The following is a 26896-nucleotide window of genomic DNA, read 5'->3' as shown; positions in this document are numbered from 1 at the left end:
CGGCCCCTTTTTCCAGTATCAGAGGCTATTACATGAGATTTCTCAAACTCACGGCGTTTATAGCCACCGTCCCCCTTGTGGCGTTCGCAGACCCCCTGCCCAGCTGGACCGACTCGGCATCAAAACAGCAGATCATCGACTTTGTTGACGCGGTCAGCGACCCGGCGAATGAACTCTATGTCACTCCCGCCGATCGGATTGCGGTGTTTGACAATGACGGCACGCTCTGGGCTGAACAACCGGTCTATTTTCAGTTCATATTTGCCATGTACCAACTGGCAGAGCTTGCTAAACAAGACCCATCGATCTTATCGACCCCAGCGTTGAAAGCGGCTGCTGAAGGTGATCTGAAAACCATTCTGGAAGGCGGGCACGACGCTCTGATCGAAGTGGTCAACGCATCGCATTCCGGCAGCAGCGTTGAAGTATTTCAGGCGTCGGTGGCCGATTGGCTTAGTACTTCACGACATCCCGAGACCGATCTGCCCTACGACCAGATGACCTATCAGCCGATGGTCGAGCTGTTGCGCTACCTGCGGGATGAGGATTTCAAAACTTATATCGTTTCAGGCGGAGGCCTGCATTTCATGCGTGTCTTCGCCGAACAGGCCTATGGCATCCCGCCCGAACAGATTCTGGGCACCTATGGGGAAACAACTTATGACAGCGAAAACGGCACGCCCGTAATCAACAAGGCCCCCGGCATCGCCTTCATCGATGATAAAGAAGGCAAACCTATCAATATCGAGCGCACCATCGGCAAGCGTCCCATATTTGCCGGAGGAAACTCGGACGGGGATTTTGCCATGCTTGAATGGACCACCGCAGGCGACGGGCCACGGCTGGGCGTTTTGATCCATCACACTGATGCGGATCGCGAATGGGCCTACGACCGCGAAAGCCCGGTTGGACGGTTAGTCGATGGGTTGGACAAAGGCCCGGATATGGGATGGGTCATTGTTGATATGGCCAACGACTGGTCCCGCATCTACACTGGGGCAAACTAAGCAACCCGGATCGCTGCGCCCCGATGTGGACATTACTCGTCTCGTTTTTTCTGTTTTCACTCTATTGCGTAGCGGTCGTCTTTGCAGTTCGCGCTGCGCAGACTGCACGCACACCACAAGGAGCGGTTGGCTGGGTTGTGTTCCTGCTGTCGGCCCCGATGTTTGGCGTGCCGCTGTATCTATTCCTCGGTCACCATCGGTTCAGAGGATACCGGATCGCTCGGCAAGAAAGTGAGCGCGTCGTCGAAGGGATCAAGACCTTTGCCGATTTCTCGAAACCCGACCCTCAGACGATGCGAGTCAATCCTCGCGCGTTTGAAGCGTTGGCCCATTTGCCCGTCTCACGTGGTAATGGAGCCGAGCTGCTGATCGACGGCGAAGCTACGTTTGATGCCATTCTCGACGCCATAGATAAGGCCGAGAATTACGTTCTGATCCAGTTCTACATCGTCCGGGATGATGATCTTGGGCGAAGGGTGCGGGACCGGCTGATCGCCGCGGCCAAGCGTGGCGTACATGTTCGGTTCATGACCGACGCGGTGGGTAGCTATGGCCTGCCGTCCAGCTATTTTGAGACGCTGCGCCAGGCCGGTGTGGATGTTGCAGATCCCCGCGAACAACGCGGGCCCAATTTCCGGTTTCAACTGAACTATCGCAACCACCGAAAAACTGTGATCGTGGATGGCGATGTCGGCTTTATCGGTGGTCACAACATCGGCGTTGAATACTTGGGGCAAAGCCCTCGGTTCGGTCGCTGGCGGGACACGCATATCAAGATGACCGGCCACGTTGTACGGCAACTGCAATTGATTTTTACCGAGGATTGGCACTGGGCGCGCAACGAAGATCTGATCGACCAACTCGATTGGGCTGGAAATGAATCTGATCAGGACATGAATGCGCTGCTGGTGGCAACGGGCCCGGGCGACGAAACAGAAACCGGCGCAATGATGTTCTTTGCGGCCATCACTGAGGCGAAAGAACGGCTTTGGATCGCCTCGCCCTATTTTGTGCCCGACATCGACATCATGACCGCGCTACAGCACGCGGCGTTGCGTGGTGTGGATGTACGAATACTCGTGCCGGATGTCATCGACCATCGTCTGCCCTGGCTGGCCGCTTTTGCCTATTTCGACGAAATCCGAGACTGTGGCGCCCGGGTGTTTCGCTATACCGACGGCTTCATGCATCAAAAAGCGTTTGTTGTAGACGATACCTTGGCCGCCGTTGGCACCACCAATCTGGACAACCGATCTTTCCGTCTGAACTTTGAGGCGATGGCCCTGTTCTTTGATCGTCGCGCAGCAAACGCAGTGGCTGCGATGCTGGAAACCGATTTTGAAGCAAGTTACGAATTGACCCGCAATTTGCCCCAGCAACCGTTCCACATCCGTTTTGGTGCGCCGCTTGCTCGGTTGTTTGCACCGATCCTCTAGTTCAGGAACCGTTCTTCAAACACCCGCGTCATGAGGGCCACCAGGAACGCGGTCGACAGCCCAAAGGCCAGTAGGCCCGTGACCGATGCAAATGCTCCGAAGATGCGCAGCCCTTCGCCCAAGACGATGTCGCCGTAACCCAGCGTTGTGAACGTCACCAATGAGAAATAGAGGGCCGAATTCCAATCCGGCAGCACATCACCCCACACCCAGACAATCGCCCAGATCCAGACCTGAACCGTATGGGTCAGCACGATAAACACCAGCGCCACGCTGATCGGGCCTGCGGTTGCAAGGATAGTGCTGCGCGTCTCCCATTTCGCAACCAGTTTTCGGATGACCAGAACGCACCATGTCAGCAGCATGATTTCGATCAGAAAACAAATACCCAGATAGAAGCTGCCCCAAATGATTTGTTGCGACAATGTCATGTAAACGGCCTTTGTTCTGATCGCTGAAAACTGTGCAAGCATGGGGGTTTCGCGCGTTGCCGACAACCCCATGCGATGCGTAAGGCTGCGGCGAATAGAACCGATCTCGGCTCTGGACACTGGCGCGCCGCGTTGCACATTGTGACGGGACCAGATGAGAGTTTGCATGTTGCTATCAATTAATCACGTTCGAAAATCCTATCCCGGTGGGAGACCTGTCCTGACTGATGTTTCATTGACGCTGGAACAGGGACAGACCTTGGCGCTGACCGGAGAAAGTGGCAGTGGCAAAAGCACATTGTTGCATCTGGTGGCGGCGCTGGATGGGTTTGATGGCGGAGAGATTACTCTGGACGGGCGCGCCATGTCGGCCCTGAATGATGCGGAACGCGCCGAATTGCGTCGCGGCACCCTGTCTCTGGTCTTTCAGCAGTTCAACCTGATCCCGTCGCTGACCGTTGCCCAGAACCTCTCGATCCATGCGCGACTTGCGGGTCGGAACGACCCGGATTGGGTTGTCCACCTGACCGAGCGCCTTGGCCTGAGAGAACTGCAAGACCGCTACCCCGAGAACCTTTCGGGCGGACAGCAGCAGCGGGTTGCCATCGGACGCGCCATGGCGATCCAACCACGATTGCTGCTAGCGGATGAGCCGACGGGCAATCTGGACGAAACAGCAAGTGCGGTGGTGCTGGACCTGATGCTTTCATTGGTTGCCGATACCGGCGCTGCGCTCCTGCTGGTCACTCACTCGAATGACATCGCCAGCCGTCTCGACCGACGTGCCCACCTGACGGGCGGGCATATCGCATGACACGCGCTGCGGTCCTGGCGCTGGTGTCCCATTGGCGGATGCACCCATTGCAATTGATGACGCTTCTGACGGGTATCGCGCTGGCAACTTGTCTGTGGTCGGCCGTGCAAGCCATCAATGCCGAAGCGCGCGCGAGCTATGAACGCGCCAGCACCCAGCTTGCCATCGGACAATTCGACGAATTGCGCGCCTCCGGTTCCACGATCCCTCTTTCCCGCTACGCCGAGCTCAGGCGCGCAGGCTGGCAAGTGGCGGCCGTCTTAGAAGGCACGCTGCGCATCAAGGGCCGTTCCGTACGTCTGATGGGGGTGGATTTGGTGGCCTACCCTGTCCTGCCCGCGATCACCCAGATCGAGCAAGGCGCGGATGCCCCCGACCCAGCTGATATGCTGACAGCTCCGGGGCGGCTGCTGATGTCACCCGCCCTGACCCCGCTGTTTCAATCTAGCGACGACTTCCCACCGGTGCTTTCCAGCACCGCGCTGCCACCTGATCTGGTGCTCACCGATATTGGAGTGGCCGAGCGTCTTCTGAACCGTCCCGGTCAGATTTCCCGTCTGGTGATCTTGCCCAATCAGCCCCGTGGTGTCCCGTCTCTGTCAGAACTTGCGCCTGAACTTCAACGCATTAGCCCCTCGGCCCAATTGGATACCGCGCAACTTACCGACAGCTTTCACCTGAACCTCTCAGCCTTCGGCTTGCTGTCTTTCGCCGTCGGCCTGTTCATCGTTCACGGAACGGTCGGCCTCGCCTTCGCGCAGAGGCGTGGCACTATCCGTACATTAAGGGCTTTGGGCCTTCCCATGCGGGGCCTGATCTGGATCGTTCTGGGTGAATTACTTCTCTTGGCCCTGATCGGTGGCCTGTTCGGGTTAATCCTGGGGTATTTTCTGGCTGGAGCCTTGTTGCCTGATGTCGCCGCCACGTTGCGCGGCCTCTACGGGGCAACAATCGACGGGCAGATGTCATTACGCCCCCAATGGGTCGCCGCAGGTCTTGCGATGGCAACAGGCGGCACGTTGGCGGCCAGTGGCCACGCTCTTTGGCGACTTTCGCGCATGCCCATCCTCGCAGGGCCGGGCTTACAAGCTTGGCGTGGCAGTAAAGCCTCGGCCCAGATTACAGGCGCGTGTGGCCTAGCCCTGCTAGCATTGGGCTTTATCGCATATTTCACAATCGGCGGACTTATCGCAGGGTTTGCCTTGCTTGCCGGGATGCTGACCGGAGCGGCCTTGTTGCTGCCGCTCGCACTGTCAGGGATATTGACCTTGTGCCTGCGCCGGGCCCGCACGCCTGTTGGTCAATGGGTGCTCGCGGACATGCGGGCGCAATTGCCCGGTCTGTCACTTGCGCTGATGGCCTTGCTGCTAGCGCTCGCCGCGAATATCGGCGTGGGCACAATGGTTTCAAGCTTCCGCCTCACCTTTACTGGCTGGCTCGATCAACGGCTGACCTCCGAACTTTACGTGACCGCAGCCGACAATGCACAAGGCGCAGCCCTTATCGATTGGCTCGCCCCAAGGGCGTCAGCTGTCCTACCCATTCGCAGCACCGAATTGCTGCACGAGACCGGGCCGTTGTTTCTGTACGGGATTGTTGATCACGATAGCTATCGCAACAACTGGCCACTGATCGCCAAGGATCCCGACGTCTGGGACAACGTCCTGTATCGCGGCGCCGTACTCATCAACGAGCAACTCGCACGACGCGCGGATCTGTGGCCCGGAGACACCGTCGCGATCACACCCGAGCACAGCTTGCCGATTGCAGGTGTCTATTCCGACTACGGGAACCCGACAGGTCAGGCCATCGTCGCAATGCCGATGCTGGATCAGATTGCCCCGGATACGGATACACGCCGCTTTGGCATTCGCATCGCACCGGATCAGGCCTCGGAGCTGGCACAGGCGTTGCGTGACCAATTTGACCTGCCTCCATCGGCAGTTGTGCAGCAGGCCGCTATGAAAGCGCAATCGATGACTGTTTTTGAAAAAACTTTCGTCGTCACCTCAGCGCTGAATGTGCTGACACTGGGCGTTGCGGGGTTCGCGATACTCACCAGCTTGCTGACACTGTGGACCCAGCGCCTGCCTCAGGTCGCACCGGTCTGGGCGCTGGGCCTTACGCGCGCGCAACTGGCCAAGCTAGAGCTTCTGCGCAGTGTCCTGCTTGCGGTGATGACCGCTTGTCTTGCCCTTCCATTGGGCCTTGTATTGGCATGGGTGCTGCTGGCCGTGATCAACGTGCAGGCCTTCGGATGGCGCTTGCCCATGTATTTGTTCCCAACTGATTGGCTGAGCTTATTCCTGCTGACTCTGGTTGCCGCCGTGCTCGCAGCGGCCCTACCCGCATTACGATTGCTCCGCCTACCACCTGCTGCGCTGTTGAGGGTTTTTGCCAATGAACGTTAAAGCCTTCATTCTGTTCATCCTCCTTCCAATTCCCGGTTGGGCGCAGGGTTATGCCGGGTTGGGCGGCAATGCGGATGGCTTTACGCGTCCTGAACCGGGCTACAGCTTTCAGTTTCCGCAAGATCACGGCGCCCATCCGGATTATCGGATTGAATGGTGGTATCTGACGGCAAACCTCAAAGACGCAGAGGGTCGCGACTATGGCATACAATGGACCCTGTTCCGTTCGGCACTGAAACCATCCGAAGCTGACGGCTGGCAAAACCCACAGATCTGGATGGGCCATGCCGCGCTCACAACGCCAGAAACACACTATTTCGCCGAACGACTCTCTCGCGGCGGTGTTGGACAGGCTGGCGTTACGGCCCAACCGTTTGAGGCATGGATCGATGAATGGCACATGCGCGGCGATGATTTGGAAACCCTGAGCCTGACAGCAAACGGATCAAACTTTGGGTATGATCTGACTCTGAAGGCCCAAGGCCCATTGGTGTTTCACGGGGCCGAGGGGTATTCGGTGAAATCCGCCGATGGTCAGGCCAGCTATTACTATTCACAACCCTTCTACTCGGTCGAGGGCACGCTCCACCTGCCCAACGAAGATGTCGAAGTCGCCGGCCAGGGTTGGCTGGATCGCGAATGGTCTTCGCAACCCTTGGCCGAAGATCAAAGCGGCTGGGACTGGTTCTCGCTCAGCTTTGACGACGGTGACAAGCTGATGGCCTTCCGCCTACGCGGGGATCGAGGGGATTTCACGGCCGCTACATGGATTGAGCCTGATGGGCAAACGACCCCCCTACCTGACGGCTCAGTACTGCTAGAACCCCTTGAAACCGCCCGCGTGGCACAACGTGACGTTCCGATCAAATGGCAGGTGTCGTTGCCGGATCGCGGGATCGATGTTGAAGTCGATGCCATAAGCCCGAAGGCTTGGATGGGAACCCGGTTCGAATACTGGGAAGGCCCAATCACCATCACAGGTAGCCACACAGGACGCGGATATCTTGAGATGACGGGGTATTGAAGTTGAACTTCAGCAATATATTCAGAATTGCTGTGGTGCCCAAGGAGAGACTCGAACTCTCACGCCCGTGAAGGCGGGGGATTTTGAATCCCCTGCGTCTACCATTCCGCCACTTGGGCCACGAACACTGGATTAGCGCCCTACCGAGAGAAGGTCCAGAGGCAAAAAACAACCACTGCCCTGAATGTTTCGTCGAAGGAGGTTGACGGTCAGTCGGGTGCATGGTTTGGCTTGCCGCAGCGGTTACCAGGATACTTATTCTTCATGTTGCGATCCCTTTATGACTGGACCATTCGTCTGGCCGAACATCCTCATGCGCTCTGGGCGCTGGCTGTTGTGGCTTTTGTCGAAAGTTCGTTTTTTCCGATCCCACCCGATGTTTTGATGATTCCCATGATCCTTGCGCGTCCGTCGCGGGCCTGGCTGATCGCGACGGTCGCCTTGGTTGCCTCGGTGCTGGGTGGGATATTGGGTTATGCAATTGGGGCATTCTTTTACGAAAGCCTTGGGCAGCCTGTTCTGGAAGCCATGGGCAAAGCCCACGCAATGGAAGAATTCAATACCCGCTTCAATGATTTCGGCTTCTGGGCCGTGCTGGCGGCTGGTGTGACGCCTTTCCCATATAAGGTCATCACCATCATGTCGGGCTGGACCGGGATGCCGATTGGGACGTTCATAGCCACCTCGATCCTGGCGCGCGCCTTGCGCTTCTTTCTTGTGGCCGGGCTGCTGTGGAAATTTGGGGAACCAATCCGTGACTTCATCGAAAAACGGTTGGGTTTGATGTTTACCCTATTCATAATCCTGCTGTTTGGCGGCTTTCTTGTGGTGAAATACTTATGACGCGCAAAAGACTTCTGGTTCTGGTTGCCGCATCCGGCTCGGCCGCGTTGCTACTTGGGGCTTGGGGCTTTCAGTACATCGGTGGGCTCGCGCCGTGCAAAATGTGCATCTGGCAGCGGTATCCTCATGGTGTCGCAGTGATTCTTGGTGCTCTAGCCTTTGCCTTCCCGGGCGTCCGCCCCCTGCCCCTACTAGGCGCTCTGGCAGCGGCCACAACGGCGGGAATAGGGTTTTACCATGCTGGGGTCGAGCAAGGCTGGTGGGAGGGCCCATCGACCTGCACATCTGGTGATATCGGTGGTCTGAGTGCCGAAGAGTTAATGGATCAGATCATGTCCGCCCCGCTCGTGCGTTGCGATGACATCCCGTGGGAGATGTTCGGGATTTCCATGGCGGGCTGGAATGGATTGATTTCGACGGGTCTGGTCCTGATCTGGATCGCAGCCTGGCGCGCGCGCTAGGGTTCATAGCTGATCCAGTTCGGCATCCCAGTAGAGGAAGTCGATCCAGCTTTCGTGCAGATGGTTCGGGGGGAACTTCCGACCGATATTGCGCAAAGCCTCAGCATCCGGCTGACGCGGCGGTTTATTCAGAGACATTCTGGCTTGTCGCAGGGATTTTGAGCCCTTGCGCAGATTGCACGGGCTGCACGCTGCAACGACATTCTGCCAACTTGTGACCCCGCCCGCAGCACGCGGTACAACATGATCAAAGGTCAGGTTTTCACGGCTGCCGCAGTACTGGCATTTGAATTCATCCCGCAAGAATAAATTAAAGCGCGTGAAGGCCACGCGCTTTCTGGGTTTTACATAGTCTTTCAGGACAACGACCGAGGGTATTCGGATCTCGGTACTGGGACTGCGGACAACCTCGTCATATTCCGCAACAATATCCACCCTGTCCAGCCAGGCGGCTTTGATCGCCTCCTGCCACGGCCATAAAGACAACGGGTAGTAGGAAAGAGGTCTGTAATCGGCGTTCAAAACCAATGCCGGATGATGCTTGAGCGCACCGGTTTCCCTGACAAATTCGGTCCTGAAGTCTCCGTCCATAACAGAATCGCTCCTCGCTCTGTACTGCCCGTTTGTGACATCAGAGCGGGGAACACCCGCCCCGGCCTTAAGTTAACTATATATCGTGTTAAATCTCTGACAAGTGCCGAGTTCACACAACATCTCGGGTATTGGTTAGGCCGCATACGTAACAGATAAGTGACACTTATCCACAGGTTGCGCAGATGTGGTCTGCAAGCTATGGCGGGGCATGTCCTGGTTCATCCGTTTCAACAAACCTTACGATGTATTGCCGCAGTTCACCGACCGCGCCAATTCTGACTCGCCCCGCAGCACGCTGTCGGAATTCATCGACCTGCCCGGTGTCTATCCTGCGGGACGCTTGGACCGGGATAGCGAGGGTTTGATGCTGCTGACTGATAATGGGCGATTGCAGGCGCAGATATCAGACCCCAAGCACAAGATGCCTAAGACATACTGGGTTCAGGTCGAAGGCATTCCCGATACAGCGGCGCTAAAGGCGTTGCGGGAAGGTGTTGAACTTAAGGATGGTTTGACGCGCCTCGCCAAGGTGCGGCTGATTGACGAACCCGAATGGCTGTGGCCACGCACCCCGCCGATCCGGGTTCGCCAAACGGTGCCCGACAGTTGGGTTGAACTGACAATCAAAGAGGGCCGCAACCGTCAGGTTCGCCGGATGACAGCCGCAGTCGGGCACCCAACTCTGCGCCTGATCCGAGCCCGTGTTGGAGATTGGTCTTTGGACGGCCTTGACCCCGGTCAGTGGGAAAGCCTGCCGATGCCAGCTGTTGACGCAGCACCGTCGCGCAAGCGGGACCGCCGCCCGCGCCGGTGACAAAAACTGCGTGATGTGATAGGCTTAGGGCATGAAGGTAACACCGGATATCCCTGCCCCGTCTGCCATCCTGGAAGCCGCGCTGTATGTCGACGATCTAGATGCGGCCGAGGATTTCTATGGTCAGATATTGGGGCTAGAGAAAATCCAGCGCGTCACCGACCGCCATGTGTTCTATCGGATCGGCGGGTCCGTCCTGTTGCTGTTCAATGCCAGCGAAACCGAGAAACCGCCAGGAAACCCCGATCTGCCAGTCCCACCGCATGGGGCGCGCGGTCCCAGCCATGTTTGCCTTGTCCTGAGCCGCGATGAAATCACCGTGATGCGCAAGCATCTGTTGGACTGGAACATCCCTGTCGATGCCGAGTTCGACTGGCCCAACGGAGCCCGGTCGCTCTATGTACGAGACCCTGCAGGCAATTCGGTCGAATTCTCGGAAGGAAAGCTTTGGGAGTGATCGATCAGCGAAGCGGCTGCTTCTCGCCCCCGATCACACGGTAGATTTCGCTAAAGACAACGCCGACCTCGCCAAGCGCCGCCTGAAAAGCAGCCATATGAGGGGTCGCGAAATGGGCCTCAAGCGCGGCCTGATCCTGCCATTCCTCATAGACCCGAAAGCGGGTCGCCTGACCCAGGATTTGACTGAATTCATAGATCAGGCATCCGGGTTCTTTCAGGGTTTCCGCAACCATCACCTGCGCAGCGGCAATGGCTTTCTCGACCCCTGCATCTGAAACTTCGACCACTCCTGTCACGATCAGCATCATGCTCTCCTTAGATCGCCCCGCAAGTCAGAGGCTCAACTTATCCCGCATGAAGGCCAGCGCAACACTCAAGCCATCCGGAGCAATCCCGTGGCCGGTGCCCTTCATTATATGGGCATAAACCTCTTTGAACCCGGCCGCCTGAAGTGCCTCAGCTGCTTCTGGCAACGATTGCGGCGGTACAACGTCATCAGCATCGCCATGCACCAGCAGGATCGGCATGCGACTGACGGTTTCGTCCGGCAGCAAATCAGGTTCCAGCAAACGTCCCGAGAACGCTACGATCCCCGCCACTGGGTCCTCGCGGCGCGGGGCTATATGTAAGCTCATCATCGTTCCCTGGCTGAAACCGAACAGCACTACCTGCTCTGGCAGGACATCCTCATCCACCATCAGCGCATCAAGGAACGCGTTGAAATCCTCAACCGCCATTTCCATACCCCGTCGGGCTTCCTCCTCGGATGAGCCATCAATCCACGGGATCGGGAACCACTGGAAACCGTTGGGCATACCGATGATCTGTTCAGGCGCGTCCGGAGCTACAAACAACGTATCCGGCAGATGCTCGCCCAACGGATCAGCCAGCCCCAATAGATCGGCCCCGTTTGCACCATAACCATGCACAAACACCACGACCGAGCGTGTGTCGCCTGAAACCGGCTCTTTCCTGAGCGCGTTCAAAACCCGTGTCATCTGATCCCTTCTCTGTCTTTTGCAACCCGGTAATAGGCCCACAGCACCCGCGCCGCAACCGATCGCCACGGCGACCATGCTTCAGCCATCTGGCGTAACTCTTTGTCTTTTGGTCGTTCTGGCAATTCATAGAGGATGCGTGCAGCTTCCTGTAAGGCCAGATCGCCCGGTGCAATCACATCGGCGCGACCCAGCGAAAACATCGCATAAATCTCGGCAGTCCAGACACCGATTCCCGGTACCTCGGTCAGAATTGCGACCACTTCGTCATCTGGCGCATCACGCAACGCTTTGTAATCGATCCGCGCCTCAGCCAAGGCGCGGGCATAGCGAATTTTCTGACGGCTGAGACCCACAGCGCGCAGATCATCATCAGTGGCCCACATAATCTTGCGCGGACCGGTCAGTTTTGCGTCCTGCAGCCTCTTCCAGATTGCGTTTGCCGAGGCCACGCTGACCTGCTGACTGACAATCGCGCTGAGCAATTGGGCGAACCCGTCAGGCTTGCGCCTGAGTGGCAGGGGTCCGGTTTGCTCCATCGCATAAGCCATCCGCGGGCAGGCCTCAGCCAACCACTCGGCCCCTTCGGTAACGCAGTCCGGTGTTTCGATGATGCGTCCGACGGACATGCGCTCTCCGATAAGTGATCCTTGTCCGCACGTTAGGCGGATGTACCGCATATGCAACCCGCTTGTGCCAAGTCTCAATCGTAGATAACCATTCGCCCATGACAATGATCGCTGCCACCCCTGACGATAGTCAGGCCAAACGCAACGTTGCCGTTTTGGTGGCAGCACAGGCAATCCTGGGTGCACAGATGCCCATGATGTTCATCGTCGGCGGGCTGGCAGGCCAATCGCTGGCCAGCAACGCTTGCCTTGCGACGCTGCCGATTTCACTGATCGTTCTGGGTTCAATGCTGGCGGCCACGCCGATTTCGGCCATCATGCAACGCTGGGGACGCCGTGCCGGGTTTCTTGTGGGATCAACCGCAGGTGCCGCAGGGGGCGTTATCGGGGCTTACGGCCTTTATCTCGGCTCGTTCCCGATCTTCCTAATTGGCAGCTTCCTGACCGGCATATACATGAGCGCACATGGCTTTTATCGCTTTGCAGCGGCTGACACTGCATCGGATGCGTTCCGGCCCAAGGCGATCTCATACGTCATGGCCGGAGGGCTTGCGGCGGCGATCATCGGCCCTCAGATCGTCAAGCTGACTTCGCAAGCGTATGTGGTCCCGTTTTTGGGCACTTATCTGGCGGTGATCGCGATCAACGTAATCGGCTCAGCCCTGTTCTTCTTTCTCGACATCCCTACTCCGCCGAAACCGACCGAAGATGAACCCAAAGGTCGCACACGGATGGAGTTGCTGAAAACTCCACGCATCGCAGTAGCGATCATCTGCGCAATGGTTTCCTACGCGCTGATGAACCTTGTAATGACGTCTACACCTTTGGCCGTCGTCGGGTGCGGATATACCGAAGGTGATGCCGCGGATATCGTCACCAGCCACGTACTGGCGATGTACATTCCCAGCTTCTTCACCGGCCACCTGATCGCGCGGTTTGGGGTCGAAAAGATCGTAGCTCTCGGTTTGGCGATCCTTGGCGGCGCAGGCATTGTCGCCTTGCAAGGTGTTGATCTAGGTAACTTTTTCGTCGCCCTGATCCTGCTTGGCATCGGATGGAACTTTGGCTTCATTGGCGCCACCAGCATGTTGGCAGACTCGCATGAAGTGCACGAACGCGGTCGAATGCAGGGCCTGAATGACTTGCTGGTGTTTGGCGGCGTGACTTTTGCCTCGCTTGCCTCTGGCGGATTGATGAACTGCTCGGGCGGTTCAGCGGTCGAGGGTTGGACGGCCGTAAACCTCGCCATGATCCCGCTGCTGACCCTTGCAGGTGGCGCGCTGCTGTGGCTAGTTCTGAGGCCTTCGGACCCACAAACCGTCTGACGTTACCAGCGCCCGGTCGCTGCGGTTTTCATCAGCGTAAACCGACGTCGGATTTCACCCTGAGCCAACGCACCTGCGGCCACCCGGTCCGGTCTGGCCAATGCAGTCCGCAACACCCATTCCGTCTGCCACCCCGCATAGAGCGCAGGCCGTGCTTGTGCCGAGACCTCGTTGCGGGCGGACCGCGCCTGCGCCAATCGGTCCAAAGCCTTCTGCGCCAGCGCCCGAACCCCGTCATGGGTTCCGTCCAGCAAAGGAATGCGCCCACGTGCCTCAAGCTCGGGAATTGCGCGCAGCCAATTCGCGATCCCCGCTGCATATCCGAAATCACGCAGAACAGTTTCATCCGCCGAACCCAAAGCCTGCGCCGACACCACCATTAATGTCCCAGCGCTATGGGCAATATAGGCGTCAAAATGCGCCTCATCCTCGAACGGATCAAGATAGATATCCCAACGCCTTACGGCCACATATTCATCCAGCAGCGCTGCCAGATGCGGAGAAATCACGCGCGACAATGGCGTAACAACCTCGTGCCGACGAACAGATGGACCTTCGGCAATCTCTTGCAAGGCATCGCGCCACCATTGCAGCCGCATCTCGGCGATCATGCTCTCTTGCGTCACCCACGGGGCACGGGCCACCTCGACGTTCAGCGCATAAATCGGGAACAAAACTGCCCGTGCCTCAACTGGCGCGGCCATGGCAGCCATAAAGCGATCAGGATCGGCCCGATGAACCAGCGCAGCACAAGCCTTGATGTCGTCGTCGAACTCCACCTTATTCGGCGGCCGCTGACTGCGGGGCGCAATCGCTCACCAGTTTCCACTGAATCGCATCCAGCAGCGCTTCGAACGAGGCATCAATTATGTTCGCACTCACCCCAACCGTAGACCAGCGCCGCCCTTGCCCGTCTTCGCTGTCAATGATCACGCGCGTGACCGCCTCGGTCCCGCCCTGAGTGATGCGCACCTTGAAGTCGACCAGCCGCATATCCGACAGTATCTGCGAATACTGCCCCAAATCCTTAGCCAGAGCTTTGGCAAGCGCGTTCACCGGACCGCGATCGCTACCGCTTTCGTCCAACGACTCACTGACCGACAGCTTCTTCTCGCCATCCACTTTCACAACAACAACCGCCTCAGACAGGCTGACCATCTTGTTGTATTTGTTTTTTCGACGTTCAACGGTCACCTTGTAGCGCTTGACCTCAAAGAATTCGGGCAATTGCCCCAGCTCATCCCGCGCCAGCAGCTCAAAACTAGCCTGCGCGGTGTCGTAGGAATACCCCTCGGCCTCGCGCAGTTTTATCCGCTCAAGGATACGTCCCAACGCCGGATCGCCCGCTTCTACGGCCAATCCCGCATCGGTCAGACGTTTACGCAGGTTCGATTGCCCAGCCTGGTTTGACATCGGAATGATGCGCGCATTTCCAACACTTGCCGGATCGATATGCTCATAGGTTGTCGGGTCCTTGAGGATCGCGCTGGCATGCAGCCCGGCCTTATGCGCAAAAGCCGACGCGCCCACATAGGCGCTCTGCTTGCTGGGCACTCGGTTCAGGATATCATTCAGCATCCGGCTGATGCGCGTCAGCCCGGCCAGCGCCTCGGGCATCACTCCGATCTCATAGCACGAGGCATAGGGTTCTTTCAGCATCAGCGTTGGGATCAAAGCGGTCAGGTTGGCATTGCCACAGCGCTCTCCCAACCCATTCAACGTACCTTGAATCTGCCGCGCCCCCGCATCGACTGCAGCCAGCGAGCACGCCACTGCGTTCTCGGTGTCGTTATGCGTATGAATGCCCAGCCGATCCCCCGGCAGACCGGCCGCAATCACCTCGGATACGATCCGCCCGACCTCTGCCGGCAATGCTCCGCCATTGGTGTCACACAGAACCACCCACCGTGCCCCTGCATCGAGCGCAGCGCGGCAGACTTCAACCGCATATTCCGGGTTGTCCTTGTAGCCATCAAAAAAATGCTCGGCATCAAACAGAGCCTCCCGCCCCTGCGCCACGATATGCGCGACCGAGGCGCGAACATTCTCGGTGTTTTCCTCCAGCGTGATACCAAGCGCGTGGGTCACGTGGTAATCGTGCGATTTCCCAACCAGACAAACGGCTGGTGTTCCCGCGTTCATTACAGCCGCCAGAACGTCATCATTCTCAGCCGACCTGCCCGAGCGTTTGGTCATTCCAAACGCCGTCATACAGGCCGACGTCTCAGGCGCGCTCTCAAAAAACGCACTGTCGGTCGGGTTCGCTCCGGGCCAACCCCCTTCGATGTAATCAATCCCCAGCGAATCCAACGCCTGCGCGATCTGCACCTTCTCGGCTGTCGAGAACTGCACACCCTGAGTTTGCTGCCCGTCGCGCAACGTGGTGTCGTAGAGGTAAAGGCGTTCCTTGGTCATTCGACCCCCTCCAGCTTGGCGGCGTCGAATCCGGCGCCGGGTACCAATTCCACACCATCCTTGCTCATCCGAACCTCAAGCCCGACGGCGATATATGCCGCCTTTAGACGATCAACCTCAGAGAAATCCTTGCTCTGCATCGCAAACGCGCGCGCAGCGGCCAGCTTTTCTGCATGAGACGACAGATTAGCCGAAGCGGTCTCGGCCCAAGCGCCCATATCGTCCCCCAACAGTCCAACCAGCTGCGCACTTGCCAGCAAAGCCGAAGCATCACCATCTGCAGCCAAACGATGCAGTTCCGCGATGGCACCTGCCGTGTTCAGATCATCCGCAAGCGCATCGATGACCGCAGGTGCCGCGGTGGCGGCGGGCTCGATGCCCGCTGTCAACGCCCGCCACTTGCGCAATGTTGCCTCGGCTTCGCGCGCCTTCTTCTCGGTCCAGTCCATCGGCTTGCGATAATGGGTCTGCAGGAACACAAACCGGATCACTTCACCCGGCACACCCTGCTCAAGCAGATCATGAACGGTGAAGAAATTGCCCAGTGATTTGGACATCTTCTTCCCCTCGACCTGCAGCATCTCATTGTGCATCCAGACACGCGCGAACTCGCCATGCGGATGGGCGCATTTGCTCTGAGCAATCTCATTCTCATGATGTGGGAACATCAGGTCGTTGCCGCCGCCATGAATGTCAAAGCTCTCGCCCAACAGTTCATAGCTCATCGCTGAGCACTCAATGTGCCAGCCAGGACGCCCACGGCCCCAGGGGCTGTCCCATCCGGGCAACTCATCGGTCGACGGCTTCCAAAGCACGAAATCCATCGGGTTCTTCTTGTAAGGCGCGACCTCGACCCGCGCCCCGGCGATCATGTCATCAACCGACCGCCCCGACAGCGCACCATAGTGTTCCTTCCAGCTGTCCACCGCGAACAACACGTGACCCTCGGCAGCATAAGCGTGCCCCTTGGCCATCAGGTCTTCGATCATCGCAATCATCTGCGCGATATACTCTGTGGCGCGCGGCATCGCGTTGGGTTCCAACGCCCCCAGCGCGCCCATGTCGTGCAGATACCAGCCGATGGTTTCGTCCGAACGTTCCTGCACCAACTGTTCCAAAGACCCGTCAGCCCCAGCCTTCTTGCGCGACAATGCGGTGGCGTTGATCTTGTCGTCCACGTCGGTGAAATTGCGGACATAGGTCACGTGATCAGCACCGTATACATGCCGCAACAAACGATAGAGCACGTCGAACACAACCACAGGCCGTGCGTTCCCCAGATGCGCCCGATCATAGACCGTCGGACCACAGACATACATCCGCACATTATCGGGATCGATCGGCGCGAAATCCTCTTTCGTCCGTGTCCTTGTGTTGTGCAGTTTGATCGTCGTCATCGGGTCGTGCTCCTGAAACAGCATATACGTCACGCGTTGGCGCGGGCTTAGCAACTTGTCTCAGAGATGAAAACGAAAGAAACCGGCCCGCTTGAGAAATCAGCAGGTAATGCAGCAGATAATGATGCAAGTTTTCCGGTTCATGCGCTTTGCCTAGCACGGGATTGATGCTGAGCCAAGCCTTGAGTTTCAACCTCCACAGAGGCAGTCTGCCCACCATGACCCGTGATTACGTCAATTCCGTATGCGCAGACCTGCCCGGTGCCGAACTTTCGGACCCTTGGGGTGGCGGCCACGACGCATGGAAAGTTGGCGGCAAGATGTTCGCCTGCGTCGGCTCGGTCGGGGATGGTGTATCGGTCAAGACTCCCGACATTGAGACCGCGCAGATGTTGATCGACGCAGGGATTGGCACCAAGGCCCCGTATTTTCACCGCAGCTGGGTTCGCCTGCCGTGGGAAACCGACGCCGACGAGATGCAACATCGCCTGATCACCTCATACGATATCGTCCGTGCATCGCTGACCAAGAAGATACAGGCGAGTTTGCCGCCGCGAAGCTGATTGACAAAATTGCTGTGCTTTGCCCCATTCGGCGTCATAGCCGGTCGGGAGAATCCCTTGAAACTATCGCATCGCATCACGCATCTGACCGAGGATGGATCAGACGGCTGGGAGGTGTTCATCCGCGCGCGTCGGATGATTGCCGAAGGCCATGCCGTTACCGAGTTGACGATCGGCGAGCATGACATTCGGACCGATCAGTCAATATTGTCGGCCATGGAAAGTTCGGCCCGCAGCGGGCACACAGGATACGCGATGGTTCCGGGCACTGATCTGCTGCGTGATACTGTGGCCGCCCGTGTCCAAATGCGAACAGGTGTAGCGACCACTCGCAACAATGTCATCATAACCCCCGGCGGTCAGGCCGCGTTGTTTGCGGCGCACACCGCGCTTTGCGATCCGGGCGATATCGCGCTCTACCTGGATCCGTATTATGCCACCTACCCCGGCACGATCCGTGGCGTTGGAGCGGAAGCCAAACGCATAGAAACACGCGCCGAAGATTTGTTCCAACCTCGTGCTTCCGATATCGATGGCGCGGCAGGCGGGGCGGTGTCGCTGCTGATAAACTCCCCAAACAATCCAACTGGTGTGGTCTATTCCGCCGAAACACTTTCTGCCATCGCCGAGGTTTGTCAGCGCCGCGATCTATGGCTGATTTCCGATGAAGTCTACGACACGCAGGTTTGGGAGGGTGAACACCTGTCACCGCGCGCCCTACCCGGCATGGCTGAGCGCACTCTGGTCGTGGGTTCAATGTCGAAATCTCATGCCATGACTGGCTCGCGTTGTGGGTGGATCGTTGCTCCGGAAGGCGTGATCGACCACCTGATCAACTTGGCAACACACACAACCTATGGTGTGCCCGGCTTTATACAGGATGCGGCCAACTATGCGCTGAGCGTGGGACAACCTCTCGAAGACAAGATCGCCGCGCCGTTTCGCCGCCGCCGCGCTCTGGCGATTGAAGTGCTGGCTGCGCAGCAGGTCGTCACCTTAATACCGGCGCAAGGCGCGATGTATCTGATGCTGGATATCCGGGCTACGGGTCTTAGCGGCGATGTGTTCGCAAATGCGCTGCTGGACACGCATGCCATCGCTGTGATGCCCGGTGAGAGCTTTGGTTCTGCCGCCGCAGGTCACATCCGCGTGGCCATGACAATCGATGACGAGAAATTCGTCACATCGCTACAGACCCTATGCGAATTTGCCGCTCAATTGGCAGATGGATGACAATCGACCACCGAGTTTCAGAAGCGGAATGTGGTGCGCAAGTTGAACACATTTGCGTCGAGGCTTCGACCAGACTCCGGTATATCATCGAAGTTCTGCCGCAGCGCTTCGCCACTGATTACAAACCGATCGCCAAGCGGATAGGCAACACCGATCCCGTAAACGGCTGCCGTATCACTGTCACCCGACGTACTGGCCCGCGCGGTTCCCAAGACAACATAGCCAAGGGCTGATCCAAAGTCGTAGCCGCCGCGCAACTTCAATCGCGACATACTATCAAGGCTTCCTTCGGATTGTCCCAGATCAAGATTCAGGCGGTTATATTCCAACTCACCGCCAAGCACGAAATTTCCAAAATCATAGTCGTATCCGATCAGCGGGCCAAAACTGCCCCCGCTTCCGCCTGCTCCTCCGGACCCATCAACATCTGCATAACCAAAGCTGAAACCAGCGTACGCGCCTGTCCAGTCTTCTGCCACAACCTGCCCTGCACCTGTTATCAGTGCTGTGGCGAGTGCGGCCAGTAATGACTTCATGCAGACCTCCAAACATCCGTTGCCGGTTTGGGCGCATCCCCGAGGCAGCGATCTGCTGATCAGCCAACCCCAGTATTTACTTAAACCTAAGATACAAATCCAAATAACTACGTGCAGATTAACAGATTCTTACCGCAATTGGAAAAAAACATTTAGTCACGAGGATTTGCGCCCAGTTCATTTTGACTGATGGCCCAATAAAATTAGTCCAAAGTCGCAAACAGAACAGATTGTCCAGAAGTGCATTGAAACAATGGGCGCATCAGACTGAGGAAGTTGATGCATAACGAAGTTTGGAAGATTCGGCTGGTCAGCCGCACCATTGGTGCGGATCGCGGTCGTGCGGCACGAGGACGGCCAGCACTGGTCTAGGTACACTCACCCACAACGTACTTTTTTGACCGGACACACACATGAACGAACAAACCCGAAACTCATCCCGCAGCGGTGGCCGCGCCGCGCGTCGTGCCGCCCGTGCGTCAGCTCTTCCGGAACATCTTCGCCCGATTCGGCCTGGTATGGAGGGCGGAACCCTGAAGGTTCTGACCCAAGCACAGATCGAACGCATCCACGAGGCCGCTCTGACCGCTCTGGAAACCATCGGCCTTGCTGATGCGCCACAAAGTGGGATCGACTATCTCGTGGCTGCGGGATGCACCTTGGGCGACGATGGCCGCATCCGCTTTCCGCGCGCATTGGTCGAGGACACAATCGCCAAGGCCAACCGCTCGATCACTCTGCACAGCCGGGATGGCAAGTCGGATCTGGAGCTATCGGGGACACGCGTCCATTATGGCACCGCAGGCGCGGCGGTCAGCATGGTCGATGTGCATGGGCAGGAATACCGCGACTCGACCCTGCAGGACCTGCATGACGCGACTCGCATCTGTGAACAGCTTGAAAACATTCACTTTGTTCAACGTCCCATGGTGTGCCGCGACATTGCGGACAACCTCGAGATGGACCTGAACACGGTCTACGCCACCACCTCAGGCACGTTCAAACACATCGGTACGTCGTTCACAGAGCCCAGCCATGTGGCCCCCGCCATCGAGATGCTGCACATGATCGCGGGCGGAGAGGACAAGTGGCGTAAGCGGCCCTTCATGTCCAATTCCAACTGCTTCGTTGTGCCCCCGATGAAATTCGCCACCGAAAGCTGCGAGGTGATGGAAGAATGCATCAAGGCCGGAATGCCGGTTTTGTTGCTTTCTGCGGGCATGGCAGGAGCTACCGCACCCTCGACCGTTGCCGGAGCGATCACACAAGCCACCGCCGAATGTCTGGCGGGTTTGGTTTATGTAAACGCCGTAAAGCCCGGTGCTCCCGCGATTTTTGGCACTTGGCCTTTTGGTCTGGACCTGCGCACGGGTGCAATGTCCATCGGCTCGGGTGAACAAGCTCTGCTAACCGCGGGCTGCGCGCAAATGCACCAGTTCTACGATCTGCCCGGTGGCGCCGCAGCTGGTGCATCGGACGCGAAATTGCCCGACATGCAGGCCGGTTGGGAACAAATGTGTTCGAACGTCATGGCTGGGCTATCGGGCCTGAACATGGTGTATGAGGCCGCAGGCATGCATGCCTCGTTGCTGGGGTTCTGCCACGAGAGCCTGATCCTGAGCGATGACCTGATCGGACAGGCACAGCGCTGTGTGCGCGGAATCGAGGTAACGGACGAGACGCTGGCACTGGATCAGATGGCCGAAGTCTGCATGGGTGGTCCTGGGCATTATCTTGGCACCGATGCGACGCTAGGCCGTATGCAGGCAGATTACGTCTATCCTACCTTTGGTGACCGATCATCTCCGAAGGAATGGGTTGAGCTTGGCAAACCGGACCTGATCGAAAAGGCAGTGAAGCGGAAGGAAGAAATCCTCGCCGTGCCATCCCCGGCCAGATTCGACCCGCTTTTGGACGCGGAAATTCGCGGCAAGTTCAACATTTACTTACCCGCGTAAGCCGCTGAAAAATAAGCGGCCCGGATATTCCGGGCCGCCAGCATTCCTGCTTGATCAGCCGTTGGACGGCGGCAGCAGGCCCGCTTGTTCAGCGATGGTGATCTCATCCTGATCTAGCGCACCGTCGCCGTTTGCGTCCATCTGCGCAAAGCCTTCGGCATCAACGTCAGGCACGACGGCCTGAACTTCATCGATCGTCAGTACTCCGTCGCCGTTGGTATCGGCGGCGCTTTGGCCGACGGCCAATGTCGGCAGGCCAAGTGCGAAGGTTGAGATAAGGGCCAGAATTTGCGGTTTCATGTTATGCCTCCTGATTGCGTTTTCTTGAGTGTTTGCGTCCGGACAAGCGCCAAAAAAAGGCCATCCTGAAGGCGTGTCACCCGCTCAGATTGATATGGCCGCTTTCAAGCCAATCTCTGCGTGTTTGACTGAGTCGCATTTGCGGAGGCTTGCCGGGCGAAATGGCCAGGACAGGTTTCGGCAACTCTTGCCCGATCCAAACAGGATGATCCGGCAATGCCCTGCTCAAATCCACGACTCGGGGTTGAAAAAAGAGAGGGGGCCGAAGCCCCCTGTCAGTTTCGCCTTCCAGGCTCATTTCGTTGACCGCCCGGTGTTTTTTTGCCTGCGGCCTGGACTGCGCATGGGACGAGCGCACCCGTCCCGTGAGAGAGTGGGAGGGAGCAAATATTCCGCCCCACCCTGTTCCCGGCCGACACGGGCATGTCGGCCGAGTGAAACAAGGCATCGATGGTAAGTCTCAGCGCCTTGCTTCGTATTCGTCGGGGCCGGTTACTGTGGCAGCATCCGACCCCTGCACCCCGGGTTGCCGGGGCGCTAAACTCAGCTACACCCGCTTGTCGCGCCGCAGGTGTTGCATTTCATGCAGGTGCCGTTGCGCACCAGGGTGTAGTTTCCGCATTCGCCGCAGGGATCGCCCTCGTACCCTTGCATCTTGGCTTTGGTACGGGCGTCCATTCCGGTCGCAACCGCCGTCTCAGCGGGTGCTTCGAATGTCGCTGCGGTTTCCGCCATACCCGTCACGTCAGCCTGTCCGCCATTGAAGACCATCAGGTCTTGCGGCAGTCGTTTGCGCAGATAGCCGGTTGAACTGATTTGTTTCAGCACTTCCAAGGATTTGGTCGCCGCGCTTTCACTGATTTCCGATACGTTGGACAGACCATCCTCTTCGCCGCGACCCAGATCGTCGAAGGTTGCGCCTTCGGGTTTGACATGCGCCAGATCAGTGCGGTCCAGATAGGACACAGCCAGTTCGCGGAAGATGTAATCAAGGATCGACGTCGCGTTTTTGATCGAGTCGTTGCCCTGCACCATCCCGGCCGGTTCGAACTTGGTGAAGGTGAAAGCGTCGACGAACTCCTCCAGCGGCACGCCGTATTGCAGGCCAACCGACACAGCGATGGCAAAGTTGTTCATCATCGCCCGGAAGCCAGCGCCTTCCTTATGCATGTCAATGAAAATCTCGCCCAATTTGCCGTCTTCGAACTCGCCAGTCCGCAGATAGACCTTGTGGCCGCCAACGATCGCCTTTTGGGTATAGCCCTTGCGGCGATGCGGCAGTTTCTCGCGATGGCTGCGGATCATTTCCTTGACCACAACCTTCTCGATCACCTTCTCGGCCAGAACGACAGCTTTTTCTTGCGTCGAACCGCTTTCCAGAATTTCCGCCGCTTCGTCATCATCTTCGACCAGCGCCGCGGCCAGAGGCTGCGACAGTTTCGAGCCGTCGCGGTATAGCGCGTTCGCCTTCACACCCAGCGACCAGCTGAGTTCGTATGCCTTCTGGCAGTCCTCGATGGTCGCGTCATTGGGCATGTTGATCGTCTTTGAGATCGCGCCCGAGATAAAGCTTTGCGCTGCAGCCATCATGGTAATGTGGCTATCAACCCCAAGGAAACGCTTGCCTTTCTTGCCGCACGGGTTGGCGCAGTCGAAGATCGAATAGTGCTCTTCCTTCAGATGCGGCGCACCTTCCAGCGTCATGGTTCCGCAAACATGGTCGTTGGCCGCGTCGATATCCGCCTTGGTAAAGCCCAGATGGCGCAGCAAATCGAAAGTCGGGTCATTCAGCTTGGTCGCCGGGATGCCCAGAACGCCGGTGCAGAAGTCTTCACCCAGCGTCCACTGGTTGAAGACGAACCGGATGTCGAACGCGCTTTCCAGTGCGGCATCTACTTTTGCCAACTCGTTCGGGCCAAAACCATGACCGGTCAGCGAGGTGTGGTTGATCCCCGGCGCGTTGCCGATGGTGCCATGACCAACCGCATAACCCACAATCTCTTCGATCTGAGCCGAGGAATAGCCCAGTTTCTCAAGCGCCGAAGGCACCGAGCGGTTGATGATCTTGAAGTAACCGCCTCCCGCAAGCTTCTTGAACTTAACCAGCGCAAAATCCGGTTCGATCCCGGTCGTGTCGCAATCCATCACCAGACCGATGGTGCCGGTTGGTGCGATAACTGTGGCCTGCGCGTTGCGATAACCGTTCTTTTCGCCGAGGCTCAGCGCTTCATCCCAAGCTGACATGGCCAGATCGATCAGACGTTTGTCCGGGCAATTGTCGTGATCCAGAGGCACCGGCTTAACAGCCAGTTTTTCATACCCCTCGGTCACTCCTTGCGACGCACGACGGTGGTTGCGGATGACGCGCAGCATATGGTCTGCGTTGCGCTCATATCCTTTGAACGGGCCAAGCTCGCCTGCAATCTCTGCCGAGGTCGCATAAGCCACACCGGTCATGATCGCGGTCAGCGCGCCACAGATCGAACGTCCCTCGTCCGAGTCGTAGCTGTAACCCATGTTCATCAACAGGCCGCCGATGTTGGCGTATCCCAGACCCAGGGTGCGGAAGTCGTAAGAGAGTTTCGCAATTTCCTTAGACGGGAACTGCGCCATGGTCACCGAGATTTCCAGCGTCAGCGTCCAAAGCCGCGAGGCGTGCATATAGTCCGCCGCCTGGAACTCACCGTCCTTGAAAAAGGTCAGCAAGTTCATCGACGCCAGGTTACAGGCAGTGTCATCGAGGAACATGTATTCCGAACACGGGTTCGAACCGCGGATTTCACCGTCTTCGGGGCAAGTGTGCCATTCGTTGACAGTATCATGGAACTGGATGCCAGGATCGGCACAGGCCCATGCGGCGTGGCCGACCTTTTCCCACAAATCACGTGCTTTGACTGTACGAGCAACCTTGCCGTCGGTGCGGTTGATCAGTTCCCAATCCGCGTCTTTTTCAACTGCGGTCAGGAACGCATTGGTCACCCGGATCGAGTTGTTCGAGTTTTGGCCCGAGACCGAGCTATAAGCCTCTGAATCCCAGTCCGTATCGTAGGTCGGGAATTCAATGCTATCGTGGCCCTGCTTGGCGTAGTCCAGAACGCGCTTGATGTAAGTTTCTGGGATCGCGACCTTTTTCGCTTCGCGAACCGCATTTTTCAGGGCGTCGTTTGCGTTTGGATCATAGGCATCATCGGCAGAGCCGTCCCAAGACCGGATGGCCTCGAAAATACCGTTCAGCATCTTCTCGTGCATCTTCGATCCGGCAACGATCGAGGCCACCTTCTGCTCTTCGATCACTTTCCATTCGATGAATTGCTCGATGTCCGGGTGATCTGCATCGACGATTACCATCTTTGCTGCTCGACGGGTTGTACCGCCTGATTTGATCGCGCCAGCGGCGCGGTCGCCGATCTTGAGAAATCCCATGAGGCCCGAAGACTTGCCGCCACCCGAAAGCGCTTCACCCTCTGCACGCAGATGGCTGAAGTTGGTTCCGGTGCCCGAGCCATACTTAAACAGGCGCGCCTCACGCACCCACAAATCCATGATGCCGCCTTCGTTGACCAGATCATCGTCGACCGACTGGATGAAGCACGCATGCGGTTGCGGATGTTCATAAGCGGATTTCGATTTGGTCAGCTTGCCGGTTTTGTAGTCAACATAGTGGTGCCCCTGTGCCGGGCCATCGATCCCATATGCCCAGTGCAGACCGGTGTTGAACCACTGCGGCGAGTTCGGAGCTGCACGCTGGGTCGCCAGCATATAGCGCATCTCGTCAAAATAGGCGCTCGCGTCCTCTTCAGTCGAGAAATAACCGCCCTTCCAGCCCCAATAAGCCCACGCGCCGGCCAGACGATCAAAAACCTGTTTCGATGAGGTTTCGCCATCAAATTCAGCATCTTCCGCAGGAACCGATCGCCACAGGAATTCGGGAACGTCCTTTTCCTTAACCTTCTTCAGCTTGGAAGGAACACCGGCCTTGCGGAAGTACTTCTGTGCGATGACATCGCTAGCCACCTGGCTCCATTTTGCAGGCACTTCGATCTCGTCCAGACGGAACACGATTGTGCCATCCGGATTGCGAATCTCGGATGTTGCGGACACAAAATCCAGATCGGCATATGCATCCTGTCCCGGTTTGGTGAATTTTCTTTCAATCTTCATGTCCGCTGCCCCAGCTTCGATCTGTCCAAATTTCAAGTCCCGGCACTAAATCTTGATGCTGCGGGGTGCCGCCCGCACTACCGACGAATTTGAGACGCAAGGGACCGGACGCTGCCTAGAACAGCGCAGAACCGCGAATACGGTCTACGTCATAGTGGTTTGCTTTCCGTCCCTCGCCCGATGCCTTTTCCGGTCATTGCCTACCAGATTTAGTGGCTCGTCTTTCGGCCCATACAATCTGACGTATATTCCCATAGTTGGTCAACGGGCTTTTTCGGTCATTTTTGGAATCTTTTAGCTTGACCTGTTTTGCTGAACCGGCGGAATTTCGCCGCATCGCGATTCCTCCACAGACATGTCCCGCACGACCAGCCCATTCCGCCTTGATGTGTCAGAGTGATTTCTCGTGTTTTCCGCCACAGTTAGAGGTCATTGATCAACCGATCCCGCGTTAAGGACATGTTCAGAGAATCATCGTCACGACATCGCAGCGCGTGCCATACTTGAAATCACACGACATTTCTGGATGGGAAATCTACTCTACATGCGTTTGATTTCATTGTTAACTATTGTGGCGCTAATCGTGTCCTGCACATCACAGGAAGCACCACCTGCATCTCGCAGCGCGCAATTCGACGGTTATCCGCAGAACCTTTTCAATTCCTTCAGGACCGACTGCGCGGGGCCGGGCGACAAGTATATCAAGACCACCGCAAGCATCTTTGAATGCCGCGAGACCTTGCCGCCCGAGGCAACGGCCTATTTGATTCTCAGCTTCAACGGCTATCCGCAGAACTTGCCGCAGATCGTAACGCGGCTGAGCTCGACCAAGAATCAGGCCGGGTATCGCGTGGACGCAGAGTTGTACTTTCTGGTTCCGCAGAAAGATGGTTCAACTCTTAGAATACCTATTGAAAGCAAAGATTTGGACAGGGATTTTTCCAAGCTCTACACCGATTATGGCGGAACGCCAGTGTAGAAGAAAAATGGTCGGGGCGGCAGGATTCGAACCTACGACCCCCTGTACCCAAAACAGGTGCGCTACCAGACTGCGCCACGCCCCGGACCGTGCGCCTTCCTAAACGTG

General features: G+C 57.5%; 25 protein-coding genes and 2 tRNA genes. 14 read left to right on the top strand and 13 right to left on the bottom strand.

Translation table 11 applies throughout. The features are described 5' to 3' along the window. The first annotated feature begins 32 nt into the window (after positions 1-32). Together ACR0DK_RS11070 and cls are read left to right on the top strand one after the other, a co-directional pair. Positions 33-1007 carry an HAD family hydrolase gene (locus ACR0DK_RS11070; RefSeq protein ID WP_480736150.1) on the top strand — a complete coding sequence of 325 codons (975 nt, stop codon included), beginning with the start codon at positions 33-35 and terminating at the stop codon, positions 1005-1007. A 23-nt stretch (positions 1008-1030) separates the two neighbouring features. Next, positions 1031-2443, top strand: a complete 1413-nt coding sequence (gene cls / locus ACR0DK_RS11065) for a cardiolipin synthase (protein WP_480736148.1) — start codon at positions 1031-1033, stop codon at positions 2441-2443. Here the strand turns inward: cls and ACR0DK_RS11060 are convergent. After that, positions 2440-3042 carry a potassium channel family protein gene (locus ACR0DK_RS11060; RefSeq protein ID WP_370644421.1) on the bottom strand — a complete coding sequence of 201 codons (603 nt, stop codon included), beginning with the start codon at positions 3040-3042 and terminating at the stop codon, positions 2440-2442. The genes cls and ACR0DK_RS11060 overlap by 4 nt on opposite strands. Between ACR0DK_RS11060 and ACR0DK_RS11055 the strand changes: the two genes are divergently transcribed. Genes ACR0DK_RS11055 through ACR0DK_RS11045 form a run of 3 tightly spaced genes read left to right on the top strand, consistent with a single transcriptional unit; the run spans position 3041 to position 7123 of the window. Further along, on the top strand, positions 3041-3688 hold the full coding sequence (locus tag ACR0DK_RS11055) for an ABC transporter ATP-binding protein (protein WP_480561460.1): 648 nt from the start codon (positions 3041-3043) through the stop codon (positions 3686-3688). The genes ACR0DK_RS11060 and ACR0DK_RS11055 overlap by 2 nt on opposite strands. Further along, complete coding sequence (locus ACR0DK_RS11050; RefSeq protein ID WP_480736145.1) at positions 3685-6099, top strand: ABC transporter permease; 2415 nt, start codon at positions 3685-3687, stop codon at positions 6097-6099. The genes ACR0DK_RS11055 and ACR0DK_RS11050 overlap by 4 nt, the downstream gene beginning before the upstream one ends. Then, positions 6089-7123, top strand: a complete 1035-nt coding sequence (locus ACR0DK_RS11045) for a lipocalin-like domain-containing protein (protein ID WP_480736143.1) — start codon at positions 6089-6091, stop codon at positions 7121-7123. The genes ACR0DK_RS11050 and ACR0DK_RS11045 overlap by 11 nt, the downstream gene beginning before the upstream one ends. Positions 7124-7156: 33 nt before the next feature. Here ACR0DK_RS11045 and ACR0DK_RS11040 read toward each other — a convergent pair. Continuing rightward, positions 7157-7242: transfer RNA gene (locus ACR0DK_RS11040), tRNA-Leu, on the bottom strand. A 145-nt stretch (positions 7243-7387) separates the two neighbouring features. Between ACR0DK_RS11040 and ACR0DK_RS11035 the strand changes: the two genes are divergently transcribed. Together ACR0DK_RS11035 and ACR0DK_RS11030 are read left to right on the top strand one after the other, a co-directional pair. Then, on the top strand, positions 7388-7966 hold the full coding sequence (locus ACR0DK_RS11035; protein ID WP_170393003.1) for a YqaA family protein: 579 nt from the start codon (positions 7388-7390) through the stop codon (positions 7964-7966). Further along, complete coding sequence (locus ACR0DK_RS11030; RefSeq protein ID WP_170421771.1) at positions 7963-8427, top strand: disulfide bond formation protein B; 465 nt, start codon at positions 7963-7965, stop codon at positions 8425-8427. The genes ACR0DK_RS11035 and ACR0DK_RS11030 overlap by 4 nt, the downstream gene beginning before the upstream one ends. A 3-nt stretch (positions 8428-8430) precedes the next feature. On the opposite strand, the gene ACR0DK_RS11025 is transcribed toward ACR0DK_RS11030, so the two are convergent. Beyond that, complete coding sequence (locus ACR0DK_RS11025) at positions 8431-9018, bottom strand: HNH endonuclease (RefSeq protein ID WP_170405905.1); 588 nt, start codon at positions 9016-9018, stop codon at positions 8431-8433. 211 nt (positions 9019-9229) lie between these two features. On the opposite strand from ACR0DK_RS11025, the gene ACR0DK_RS11020 reads away from it, so the two are divergent. Both ACR0DK_RS11020 and ACR0DK_RS11015 read left to right on the top strand, forming a co-directional pair. Further along, positions 9230-9835 (top strand): rRNA large subunit pseudouridine synthase E, encoded by a 606-nt coding sequence (locus ACR0DK_RS11020; protein ID WP_480736140.1) that lies wholly within the window; start codon positions 9230-9232, stop codon positions 9833-9835. Between the two features lie 31 nt (positions 9836-9866). After that, positions 9867-10292, top strand: coding sequence for a VOC family protein (locus ACR0DK_RS11015; protein ID WP_170562618.1), 426 nt, complete (start codon positions 9867-9869; stop codon positions 10290-10292). Between the two features lie 4 nt (positions 10293-10296). Here the strand turns inward: ACR0DK_RS11015 and ACR0DK_RS11010 are convergent, their stop codons facing one another. From ACR0DK_RS11010 to ACR0DK_RS11000, 3 genes are read right to left on the bottom strand one after another with little or no spacing between them, the layout of a single operon-like run. Further along, on the bottom strand, positions 10297-10599 hold the full coding sequence (locus tag ACR0DK_RS11010) for a putative quinol monooxygenase (protein WP_480736137.1): 303 nt from the start codon (positions 10597-10599) through the stop codon (positions 10297-10299). Positions 10600-10626: 27 nt separating this feature from the next. After that, complete coding sequence (locus ACR0DK_RS11005; RefSeq protein ID WP_170562612.1) at positions 10627-11292, bottom strand: alpha/beta fold hydrolase; 666 nt, start codon at positions 11290-11292, stop codon at positions 10627-10629. Further along, positions 11289-11921 (bottom strand): DNA-3-methyladenine glycosylase family protein, encoded by a 633-nt coding sequence (locus tag ACR0DK_RS11000; protein WP_170392996.1) that lies wholly within the window; start codon positions 11919-11921, stop codon positions 11289-11291. Before ACR0DK_RS11000 ends, ACR0DK_RS11005 begins: the two co-directional genes overlap by 4 nt. 98 nt (positions 11922-12019) lie before the next feature. Between ACR0DK_RS11000 and ACR0DK_RS10995 the strand changes: the two genes are divergently transcribed. Then, positions 12020-13246, top strand: coding sequence for an MFS transporter (locus tag ACR0DK_RS10995; protein WP_170421779.1), 1227 nt, complete (start codon positions 12020-12022; stop codon positions 13244-13246). A 2-nt stretch (positions 13247-13248) separates the two neighbouring features. On the opposite strand, the gene ACR0DK_RS10990 is transcribed toward ACR0DK_RS10995, so the two are convergent. Genes ACR0DK_RS10990 through cysS form a run of 3 tightly spaced genes read right to left on the bottom strand, consistent with a single transcriptional unit; the run spans position 13249 to position 17058 of the window. Next, a complete protein-coding gene (locus ACR0DK_RS10990) occupies positions 13249-14025 on the bottom strand; it encodes a squalene/phytoene synthase family protein (RefSeq protein ID WP_170392994.1) in 777 nt (258 codons plus the stop codon). Between the two features lies 1 nt (position 14026). After that, a complete protein-coding gene (gene cimA, locus ACR0DK_RS10985) occupies positions 14027-15661 on the bottom strand; it encodes a citramalate synthase (protein ID WP_480736134.1) in 1635 nt (544 codons plus the stop codon). Beyond that, the gene (gene cysS / locus ACR0DK_RS10980) at positions 15658-17058 is read right to left on the bottom strand and encodes a cysteine--tRNA ligase (RefSeq protein ID WP_480736132.1); all 1401 of its coding nucleotides are present in this window, start codon (positions 17056-17058) and stop codon (positions 15658-15660) included. Before cysS ends, cimA begins: the two co-directional genes overlap by 4 nt. Positions 17059-17276: 218 nt before the next feature. Here cysS and ACR0DK_RS10975 point away from each other — a divergent pair, with 218 nt between their 5' ends. Together ACR0DK_RS10975 and ACR0DK_RS10970 are read left to right on the top strand one after the other, a co-directional pair. Further along, positions 17277-17621: an MmcQ/YjbR family DNA-binding protein gene (locus ACR0DK_RS10975; RefSeq protein ID WP_170405929.1), complete on the top strand. Its 345-nt coding sequence runs from the start codon at positions 17277-17279 to the stop codon at positions 17619-17621. A gap of 57 nt (positions 17622-17678) precedes the next feature. Next, on the top strand, positions 17679-18854 hold the full coding sequence (locus tag ACR0DK_RS10970; RefSeq protein WP_480736131.1) for a pyridoxal phosphate-dependent aminotransferase: 1176 nt from the start codon (positions 17679-17681) through the stop codon (positions 18852-18854). A gap of 17 nt (positions 18855-18871) precedes the next feature. On the opposite strand, the gene ACR0DK_RS10965 is transcribed toward ACR0DK_RS10970, so the two are convergent. Next, complete coding sequence (locus tag ACR0DK_RS10965; protein ID WP_170392989.1) at positions 18872-19390, bottom strand: outer membrane beta-barrel protein; 519 nt, start codon at positions 19388-19390, stop codon at positions 18872-18874. A 413-nt stretch (positions 19391-19803) separates the two neighbouring features. Between ACR0DK_RS10965 and ACR0DK_RS10960 the strand changes: the two genes are divergently transcribed. After that, positions 19804-21348, top strand: a complete 1545-nt coding sequence (locus ACR0DK_RS10960) for a trimethylamine methyltransferase family protein (protein WP_480736129.1) — start codon at positions 19804-19806, stop codon at positions 21346-21348. Positions 21349-21402: 54 nt separating this feature from the next. Here ACR0DK_RS10960 and ACR0DK_RS10955 read toward each other — a convergent pair whose 3' ends face one another. Together ACR0DK_RS10955 and ACR0DK_RS10950 are read right to left on the bottom strand one after the other, a co-directional pair. Then, positions 21403-21648 carry an EF-hand domain-containing protein gene (locus ACR0DK_RS10955; RefSeq protein WP_170405941.1) on the bottom strand — a complete coding sequence of 82 codons (246 nt, stop codon included), beginning with the start codon at positions 21646-21648 and terminating at the stop codon, positions 21403-21405. Positions 21649-22191: 543 nt separating this feature from the next. Next, positions 22192-25809 carry a vitamin B12-dependent ribonucleotide reductase gene (locus ACR0DK_RS10950; RefSeq protein WP_480736127.1) on the bottom strand — a complete coding sequence of 1206 codons (3618 nt, stop codon included), beginning with the start codon at positions 25807-25809 and terminating at the stop codon, positions 22192-22194. A 526-nt stretch (positions 25810-26335) separates the two neighbouring features. On the opposite strand from ACR0DK_RS10950, the gene ACR0DK_RS10945 reads away from it, so the two are divergent. Then, positions 26336-26788 (top strand): hypothetical protein, encoded by a 453-nt coding sequence (locus tag ACR0DK_RS10945; RefSeq protein WP_480536934.1) that lies wholly within the window; start codon positions 26336-26338, stop codon positions 26786-26788. A gap of 8 nt (positions 26789-26796) precedes the next feature. Here ACR0DK_RS10945 and ACR0DK_RS10940 read toward each other — a convergent pair. Then, positions 26797-26873 (bottom strand) — tRNA-Pro (locus ACR0DK_RS10940). Positions 26874-26896: the final 23 nt, after the last annotated feature.

This window comes from Ruegeria sp. CE6, assembly GCF_056537485.1.
Note: the sequence above shows the minus strand (reverse complement) of the source record. Positions and strands in the feature narration are given on the sequence as shown.